The organism is Bartonella australis AUST/NH1 (assembly GCF_000341355.1).
Classification (GTDB): Bacteria; Pseudomonadota; Alphaproteobacteria; order Rhizobiales; family Rhizobiaceae; genus Bartonella; species Bartonella australis.
In genome coordinates this window covers 315,433-325,041 of sequence record NC_020300.1, presented here as the reverse complement: position 1 = coordinate 325,041, position 9,609 = coordinate 315,433, and the positions used below count along the sequence as shown (strand labels likewise).

3 protein-coding genes are annotated in these 9,609 nt (G+C 42.6%); 1 reads left to right on the top strand and 2 read right to left on the bottom strand.

Translation table 11 applies throughout. From position 1 onward, the window contains the following. Nucleotides 1-729: 729 nt before the first annotated feature. Nucleotides 730-6,132 carry a YadA-like family protein gene (locus BANH1_RS07035; protein WP_015397672.1) on the bottom strand — a complete coding sequence of 1,801 codons (5,403 nt, stop codon included), beginning with the start codon at nt 6,130-6,132 and terminating at the stop codon, nt 730-732. A 1,875-nt stretch (nt 6,133-8,007) separates the two neighbouring features. Further along, a complete protein-coding gene (gene pyrF / locus BANH1_RS01480) occupies nt 8,008-8,856 on the bottom strand; it encodes an orotidine-5'-phosphate decarboxylase (protein ID WP_015397671.1) in 849 nt (282 codons plus the stop codon). A gap of 281 nt (nt 8,857-9,137) precedes the next feature. On the opposite strand from pyrF, the gene BANH1_RS07615 reads away from it, so the two are divergent. Then, entirely contained in the window at nt 9,138-9,314 is a 177-nt protein-coding gene (locus tag BANH1_RS07615; RefSeq protein WP_083878107.1) for a hypothetical protein, read from the top strand. Nucleotides 9,315-9,609: the final 295 nt, after the last annotated feature.

Below are 9,609 nucleotides of genomic sequence, written 5' to 3'. Positions count from 1 at the left end.
TAGGGGGGTTTGGGTCGTGCAAAAGGCCGGGAACAAAAAGGCCAAGGATGGAAGGTTTGTGTTTTTTTCATTCATTTGTCCTGTGTCTTATTTACTTCTTTAGTTTGCCCCCTAGATTAAGGGGTAGAAGGTACGTTGTTTCGTGAAATCAGTGTGTCTTTGTTTAAAATGTTGAGTGTTTGGCGTTTTTGTATTCGTTTTGAGGGAGGTGTCGTTTCTGCGATTGATCTGTGATTAAGGAACAAAGAGAGGTTACCGCGCATCTCTAAGGGGTGCGGTGTGTGTTCGATTCGGGTCGGACGTTGGTGCTTTTTTTGCACAGGGTGTTTGTGTGTGTCGCGTGAAAAGCGATAAAATGTGGTATCCGGGTGCATTTCGTCCGTCTTTGCCTTGAGTTTTTCCTTTTTCTTGGAGTATTCCCCCCACGATTTTTGGCGTGCTTGTTTTAGCGCGCTTTTTGGCGTGTCGTCATCGTGTATAACTATATAAAGAAAATAGCAAGAGCGAAGATGATTTTTTTTGGCTGTATTAATGTACTCTAGATGAAGAAGCGAGCGTATTGCTACAGTGTAAAGCTTTTTAAAATTGTTTTTTTGTTATGCAATATCGTTTTTTTTGCGCGTTATATTAAAGGGAGTGTACCAGGTAGGATGGTTTTTACAAAAAACCCGCCCCTGCCTCATTGAGACAAGGGCGGCTATGGAGCTCGTGTGACTTTGAAATTCTTAGCTAATTCAATGTGATGCTTATTCCGCCTCCCACACCCCACTGACCTCCAGCGCTAGTCGCGGATACATTAGAGTGGAACTTTCCGTCTTCAGATGTATAACCTGCACCAAAGGCGAACGCAGATTGGCCGTGCCATAAACCGCCGCCAAACGCTACGCTTAATTTTCCAGGGACATCATTGTAGCGCAAATTCGCCACGGCTAAACCGACCGCTGCTGCTTGTCTCGCTTCTTTCCGCGTCTCTTCGAGGCCGTAATTCAAAGCGTTAAATTTCATATCAGTGTAGCTCTTAGCCTGAGTGATAGCACTACTAATAGCTTGATCAGTATACTGTTTCGTATTATCGAATACGATACCCATCTGTTGTTTCAACTGTCCACCGTTTACTGCTTGCCTCGAACCTACTTCAATTTCACCATCTTTTACATTGTCAATCAAAACAGGTTCGCCTTCCTTGGCCCCTTCTAAAACGACTTTCTTATTTCCATCTTGATCTTTTTCATATTTGACAATACCCCCAAGATTTATGCCATCTCCAATTTCAATATTATCAACTTGATCTTTAAGTTTGCTGATCTTTTTATCAACCTCCGAAAGCTGCCCGCCATTCACGGCTTCTTTCGAACCTTCCGCGACTCTGCCATCCGCAACATTGATGATCTTATTTGCTTGACCTCCACGACCTGCATCATAAACCTTTGCATCCTCGTCCCAACTTAAACCATCATTTGCTTTATTTTCAATTTCATTAAGACGATTATTCATATTTTTTAAACTATGATTGACCCCACTAAAAGCACCAGCAACACTATAATAAGTTGCATCAGCAGCAGAGCCATTAGCACTCAGAGTAGTGACTACAAATTCAGGGTCGGTCCATTGACCGTTATTATACGCAGCGCCACCGCCTAAATAAGTAGCAATCTGACTGCCCATAGATTGGAGCTGTTTTCCCGTTATAGCTTCCGTAGAGGTAGCAGAAATTTCCCCGTCTGCAACGCCAGAAATAGTTCGCTCAGCCCCGTTTTTGTTGGTGATATCAATTTTCGTACCAGATACGTTCTTACCAATAGTTATAACATTCGCCCCTGCATCCTGCTGGACAAGACTATTGTCCGACACATCAGCAATCTTATTATAAATATCCGTAAGAGAAGCATCAACACTGTCGAACGCCTCGCCAACATTATCGTACCCCTCACCCTGAATAGTATAAAGTGGCGCTACACCGGTGAATACATTGGCACCACCGCCGAAATATTTCGATATATTGCTAGAAATTCCAGAAAGCTGTGCAAAATTAACCGCATCGTTGCCGTTAACACCATCCGCTACTCCTGTGATCTTTTTATTTCCAGCAAAAATACCGCCCTCAGTCATATTCGGGCCTCCAGTAATCATAAAGCCGGCATTACTCATACTGCTTAATCCTGTCTCAACACGACCCACTTTAATATACTCAGCTAAATCAAACGTCATGGTGGTTGTATCACCGACTGTAGTTTTTGTGACCTGTATATTGCTTCCGGTAGCATCCCCCCTGTCTTTACCAGAGAAATTTACAGTACCTCCCGGAGCAATAGGACCGCTATCTGCACCACTAGCAGAAATATTCCATCCTCCATCTACCTGCGCCTTCAGCTCGTTTAGCTGCGCGAAATTAACCGCATCGTCGTTGTTAACGCCGTCTGCCACTCCTGTGATCTTATTTGCTTGACCGCCACGACCCGCATCATAAGCCTTTTTATCCTTATTCCAGCTCAAACCATCGTCAAGACGACTATTTATATTTTTTAAACTATTATTGACTCCACCAAAAGCATTAGCAACATTATCATAAGTCGCGTCAGTGGGAGAACCATTAACATCGGGAGTAGTGACTACAAATTTAGGGTTGGTCCATTGGCCGTTATTATACGCAGCGCCACCTCCTAAATAAGCAGCAATCTGAGTGCCCATAGATTGAAGCTGTTTTCCCGTTATAGCTTCCGTAGAGGTGGCAGAAATCGTTCCCTCTGCAACACCAGAAATAGTCCGCTCGGCGCTGTCTTTACTGGTGATATCAATTTTCGTACCAGATACGTTCTTACCAATAGTTATAACATTCGTCCCCGTATCTTGCTGGACAATGCCGTTGCCTGACACATCAGCAATCTTACTATAAATATCCGTAAGAGAAGCATCAACACTGCTGAACGAATCACCAACATTATTGTACTTATTACCCTGAACAGTATAAGTCGGTGCAACATCATTAAACATATCCGTACCGCCGCCCAAATAATTTGTCATACTTTGGGCAGCTTGCGCAAGCTTATCCCGAGTCGTGTCTAAAAGCTTATTAATATACTTGGTAGCCTCACCTAATTCTGTAACTTTTTGATCGATACCGTAAAGCTGCGCACCATTTACTGCCTCAGTCGAATTTTCGGCGACCTGCCCGTTAGCAATACCAGAAATAACCCGCTTCGCTCCGTCTTTGTTAATAATATCAATCTTAGTACCGGGCACTTCTTTGCCGATCGTGATAAGCTCTTCCTCCTCATTATACTTAATGAGGCTGTCATTTACTATATCAGAAAGCTCACTATTAACTGCAGCGAAAGCTGTAGCGACATCATGATATTCTGCACCTTTAATATAATAAACTGGTGCTGCACCGGTGAGTACATTGGCACTACCACCGAGATATTGCGATATACGTTCAGAAACTTCAGAAAACTGCAAAAAGTTAACCGCATCATTATTGTCAGTACCTTTCGCCACTCCCGTGATTTTTTTGTCTCCAGCGTCAATGCCAGCGGCGATCATACGCGGGCCGTCCGTAATAGTGAGACCATCACTACTTAATCTGCTATTTCCTGTCAGGACAGTATCAATTGCAATATTGCGATCCAAGCTGATTGCTATCTTCGTTACGTCATTCTCCAAAGTTTTCTCGATCCTCAGGTTCTTCTTGTCAGGATTAGCAGAATCAATGGAGAAATCCACAGTGCTCCCAGGATCGATAAGAGACGGACTCTTGCCATCGACAGAAAGCTTCCATCCCTCACCTTGTACTATCATCTCTCTTAGCTCTTGCAGCTGTGCAAAATTAACCGCATCGCTGTCTTTGTCACCCTTCTCGACGCTTGTGATCTTTTTATTTCCGGCATCAATGCCTCCAGAAACCACGCTCGGACCCCCTGTAATAACGAGACCATTATTACTTAAATTGCTACTCCCTGTCGTCACACTACTAACTGTAATATCGTCGGCCAAATCAAACGCCACCGACGCGTAATCCTTATTATCGGCTGCAAGCACAGTTTGTGTGATCTTCAGGTTCTTGTTTCCATCCTTAGAGGGTGTAGCAACGAGCATTAAAGAACGTTCTGGACCAATAATAGTTTCACTGTCGTCATTAACATAAAGACTCCAGCCCCCACTTACCTGCTGTTTCAGCTCGTTTAGCTGTGCAAAATTAACCGCATCGTTGTCGTTAACGCCATCCGCTACTCCTGTGATCTTTTTATTTCCAGCAAAAATACCGCCCTCAGTCATATTCGGGCCCCCAGTAATCATAAAGCCAGCATTACTCATACTGCTTAATCCTGTCTCAACACGACCCACTTTAATATACTCAGCTAAATCAAACGTCATGGTCGTTGTATCACCGACCGTAGTTTTTGTGACCTCTATATTTCTTCCGGTAGTATCCCCCCTGTCTTTACCAGAGAAATCTACAGTACTTCCCGAGGTAACAGGACCGCCATCTGCACCACCAGCAGAAATATTCCATCCTTCATCCACCTGATCCTTCAGCGTCTTCAACTGTGAATAATTAACCGCATCGTTGCCGTCAACGCCATCCGCTACTCCTGTGATCTTTTTATTTCCGGCATCAATGCCGTCAGAAATCACGCTCGGACCCCCTGTAATAACGAGGCCGTCATCACTTAAAGAGCTTTTTCCTGTTGCCACACGGTTAACTACAATACTGTCAGCCAGACCAATTGTTATATTCGTCTTGCCGGCGTTATTATCCACGCTTTTCGTAATCTCTAAGTTTGTGCCTGTGAGATTATCATTATTGATTTTAGCGGAAAAATCCACAGAACCTCCCAGGCCGACGGTGGTACCGTCAACGTCGTCAACAGAAAGCGTCCACCCTTTGCTTGCCAATGCCCTCAGCGCTTTCAACTGCGCAACATTAACCGCATCAGTATCGCCAGTACCAGCAGCTACTCCCGTGATTTGTCTTGTTATCTTACTCTTGGTATTACCGATACTTAGCGCACCAAAAGTACTTCTCCAAGCAAGGTTAGTATCCTGCGAAGCAGCATTTGCCTCAGGATCATAACCCGGAACAAAAGCAGCAGTCTCAGCTTTAGATGTTCTACCCAAAGCAATACCACCATTCGTTAGCACAAATGCGCCCGCACCGATAGCTGTCCCGCCAGCAGCGTCATCTATAATAAAAGATTGCCCACCTATAGCGACAGATTCTTCAGTGCTTACATACACAGATCTACCGATAGCAATCGAATCAGTAGCATCAGGCCCAACATGAGATCTCGCGCCTATAGCGATAGCATTTGCTGTCTCTGCTTGCGCCCCCGTTGTTATACCTTCATCGATTTCTGGCTGAAGCGGAGTAGCACTTCCTATTGCAATAGAACCATCAGCCTTAGACACAGTACTCTTACCTATAGCGACTGCATAATCAGCCGTCGCACTCGATTCAACGCCTATAGCGACACTATTTTTGGCGGTCGCTTTTGCCAGTCCACCAATAGAAAGACTGGATAAGCCCGACGCCTCCGCTCCTACACCTAAAGCGACGCTCGTAGCCCCAGTCGCAAGAGCGGAAACGCCGAAGGCCTGTGCTCCCCCACCATTTGTCGTAGCGCCTGCACCGAACGCCGTTGAATAATTGCCTGCTGCATAAGACCCACATCCAGTCGCAAAAGAATAAATACCATAGGCACTCGGCATAGAATCCTCAATGCCCCCAGTAAGTGTTCCCATATAAGAAGCGTCGTTTTTGGTAACTTGCGTAGTGGTAGTACCATAAGGCGTTTTATTGTCTCCGAACACTTTATTTTCAACGAATCTCTCGTATTGCTCCTTTGCGCTTATCGTAGTAACCCCGCCTCCATTTATACGACCTTCGACCTGATCTACACCGCAGCTATCATTATCACCAGCCAAAACAATACTTCCTTGGCTCCCCCTTGGATAATCTACCCCTGGAGCATTTGTGCTTCTAACAATTGCTGCTGTTATCGCCAAATTAGCGGAGAAAACGGGGGAAACACTCGATAAGAGCGCAGCCGCTGCAGTTCCTAACGAAACTACTTGAACCAAAGAAAAACGGCGACTCGCGCTGACGCTTTTTGGTGCTACATACAATTTTTTCATAAAAAACCCCCTCAATTAAATCGACATATCCACATGCTGAAACAGGGCCCTGCACCGGGAAAATACCCCTGCAAAGCTATTTGCGAAAAAACAAAAAAAAGCGAAAACCCCCGATACGAAAAGCCCACCCCCCGCCGAAGCATCGCCCCGACACCTTCAGAGAAACACCGCACCCGCGGTATTTCCCTCAGAAAGCTTCAAATAAAAAACACAAACACGCCATTCACCTGAACCACCCGAAAAAACTCCACGAACCGACCGGCGGGCACCCCGCCCTTCCGAAAAAACGGCCTTACTAAAATAAACTCGGTTAGTCAGATAAAGCGCACATGTGACTTGACAAGGGTGCCGCGCAATAATTTTTGATTGATCTTAATATTCGGGAAATTCTTTTCTATTCAAATCTATTCAAATTTTCTATTTTGACTCACATCAATGGACATTTAAGTGGTGCCCGCACCGAATATGATCAGCAAGCATAAGTGCGATAAAATAAATCTTTATGCAGCCTAAACTGCGCGGATCATACCAATTGCTGTTCGGAAAAGATTTTCGCTAGTCACTCTTTCTTGAGAAATAGTTGAGAAATTCGCGCCATACGTCATATCACGATGGATGCCACTTTTTGCGCAAAAAGAGTTATTTGTTTCCGCGAATAATCATTATATCTATTCGCTCTATAAAAAGAGCAAAAACAGCCAATTTAATTTGCAAATTATCAAAGTTGAACGACGAACATTTTTGGATTTTATTGCAAATTTAGTCGTGCAGGGAGCGCTGTGCTAAGAATAAATTCAGTATTTTTTGCGGCTTTGTGCTTGCTTTATGTTAACTTTTTCAGGCCTTTTCGATGAAGAAGTGCAAATTACCTCCGCCTTTCGCTTGGCAAAGAATAAAAGCTTTGTCTCTGCACTTTTGTCGACAGGTTTACTATGCAGCATTGCTTCAAGCCCTGCAGCCCCTTATTTATTGCATCATTTTGAACCCTTTAGCTTATTTTGGCTATTTTTTATAACGAAGCAGCTCTTATCACTATTGCTGTCTTCTCAAGCCAATTTTGGGCTCATATCATCCTAGCCGCGGCTTTAGGATCAGTTCTTTTAATGCTGTAGCCAGCAGTTTTTGCAGCCATATCCCATTTTACCGAAAGCGAACAGCATTGGATTGGGTTAACCGCATTGTGCAAAGTTTATGCAATTTTCTATAACGTAGCTCGTATTTTTTGCACACAGTCCCTTGGCTGTTAATTTGATCATAGTTTTTATTTCATTGCGACAAAAAAAGCTATATTAAAAACTGCAAGCGAACTCTCGGAAATTCATGCTTCAGTAGTCGCAAAGAATCGGGCATGTCTGAAGCTTACTGTAATAAAATATCGTTACACTTACCAACCTTACTTTTTCCATAGTCTCATCTATTATGTGTCTCGAATTTGACGCTTTAATTCCATATTGAAGCGCCTCAAGTTGATAATCGCAACTCACCTTACAAAGAAGGCGTTGGCGGCATTATAATCTGGCTGAGTATTTATATAAACAAAACGGTACCCTTCTTCCGATATTCTCGCTTATCTTAACTTTGGGCTGCTACACTAATCGGGATTATGTAGCTAAAACGAAGTGCGATGATATTACTACAACTTCCGAAGTAGCGAATAGCTACAGCGTGCTTTTCTGCCAGCTTTCAAGGATATTTTATTATTGAATGATAATAAAGCTGAAGCGCTTACATTAGCAAACAACAATATTCCATATACTAAGTTGCAGCTGTTTATTATAGACCGATTATAGACAGCTAAAGCTATTTTAGATTTTGGATAACTTGTAGTTGCATACATTCAAATATATAATCTCTTTGCTTATTAATCCGTACATCTCAAAGTTGGATTAAAGCTTTCGCCTGTTTTGCAAAGCCTGATATCGTTTGCTTTAAAACATAAATATCCGGCCCCGTACAAGAAATTGCGCGAGAAATAGTGGGGATAATTCTTTGCAGGCTTTCCTTGTCAAATTGATATTTAAGGGAGGCCATGTCACCCCCTTGCGCCCCAATACCCGGGACTAAAAATAAACTATTTTTTAAATATTCGATTGTTTTTTTTGATTTATCCCCCAGGGTTCCGCCAATGACTGCACCAACTAAACCGACCTCGGTGTCAATAACAGAAGAGATGCTGTTATATTGATAAATCGAATGTGCCAGATGTTCTGCTAGCGTTTTCCCCTTTATGTTAGCGCTTTGTATAATTTCGCCTTCAGGGTTGGACGATTGCACAACAACGAAAACTCCTTTACCCCACGCTTCTGCAACATGAATTAAAGGGATGAGTGCATCAAAACCTAAAAAAGCGTTGACTGTAAGAGCATCAACGCCAAAGCCGTTGATCGAGCTCACCCATGCCTCACCATAAGCTTTCGCTGTTGACCCAATATCACCCCGTTTGGCATCAGCTATAACAATAAAATTTAAATTGTGCGCCTTTAAAATTAAATCATGTAATATGTACATCCCCTCAGGGCCATAAGACTCAAAAAAAGCGACTTGTGGTTTAATAATACCGGCCTGCCCGTGTACGGCCTCCAACATAGTGTCGCAGTACTTCCCCAGCCCATCAGCGTCAACAGGCAAGCTCCACGATTTTAAAACATCATGACTAGGGTCAAACCCTATACATAAAGGGCCGTAAATATTTCTAATATCATAGAATCGCTTTATAAAAGTCATAAAAATTCCTTTTTATATAAAAACGTCACGGTTGGTTACCAAAAAATCAAGTAAAATGCACATTCTTTTAATCGAAGGTATTTATAAAAATGGGAGAAATTACTAATTTATATGATAAATCGATGATCTACTCTGGCAAGTCGGTGATTTTGTAGCTCTGATGAAGCGGGTCAAGCGACATAAATCGAATGTTGCGAAAGTTTTTTAAACAAAACAGATACCAGCTCTACACCACTCAGTAACCTATCGATTGCTATCACTAGTTTCCAGGCGTAAAAAAAATTTGTGAAAACTGGCCCTATGGATTAGGCATTAAATCTACTGCTTTATTCTCAGCTGTAGACAGGCTGCAGCACATAACGAGAAAAATCTTGCCTCGATTAAAAAATAAGAAAATTGTTTTATGCAACAGATATGTATTTTCTTCTCTCGCTTTATCCCAGCTCAAGGGAGTTTAGCTGCGGGTTTCTTTTGCAAATTAATGCTAAAACTATAAAACCAGGCCGTATTTTTTCTTAAATATTTCTGAAGAAAAACTAAGAGCTTAAAAATTATGTGCATTTGAGAAATCATATGATCGTACTAAATAGAAAATTAGCTGCTCAAAACGTAGCAAAAACAGTTAAATTTCCTCTAAATTTGTAATCTATTACTTAAATAAACTCCAATTATTATATTTTCTCCATAAACTTATCATACAAAAGTCCACCTTCGCGCAGCGGCAACTTTAAAGACAATGTCCGATATTTACGA

What these genes read in the sequence shown, in the direction of transcription:
- BANH1_RS07035 (WP_015397672.1), bottom strand. Translation starts at nt 6,132, where the DNA reads ATGAAAAAATTGTATGTAGCACCAAAAAGCGTCAGCGCGAGTCGCCGT.
- pyrF (WP_015397671.1), bottom strand. Translation starts at nt 8,856, where the DNA reads ATGACTTTTATAAAGCGATTCTATGATATTAGAAATATTTACGGCCCT.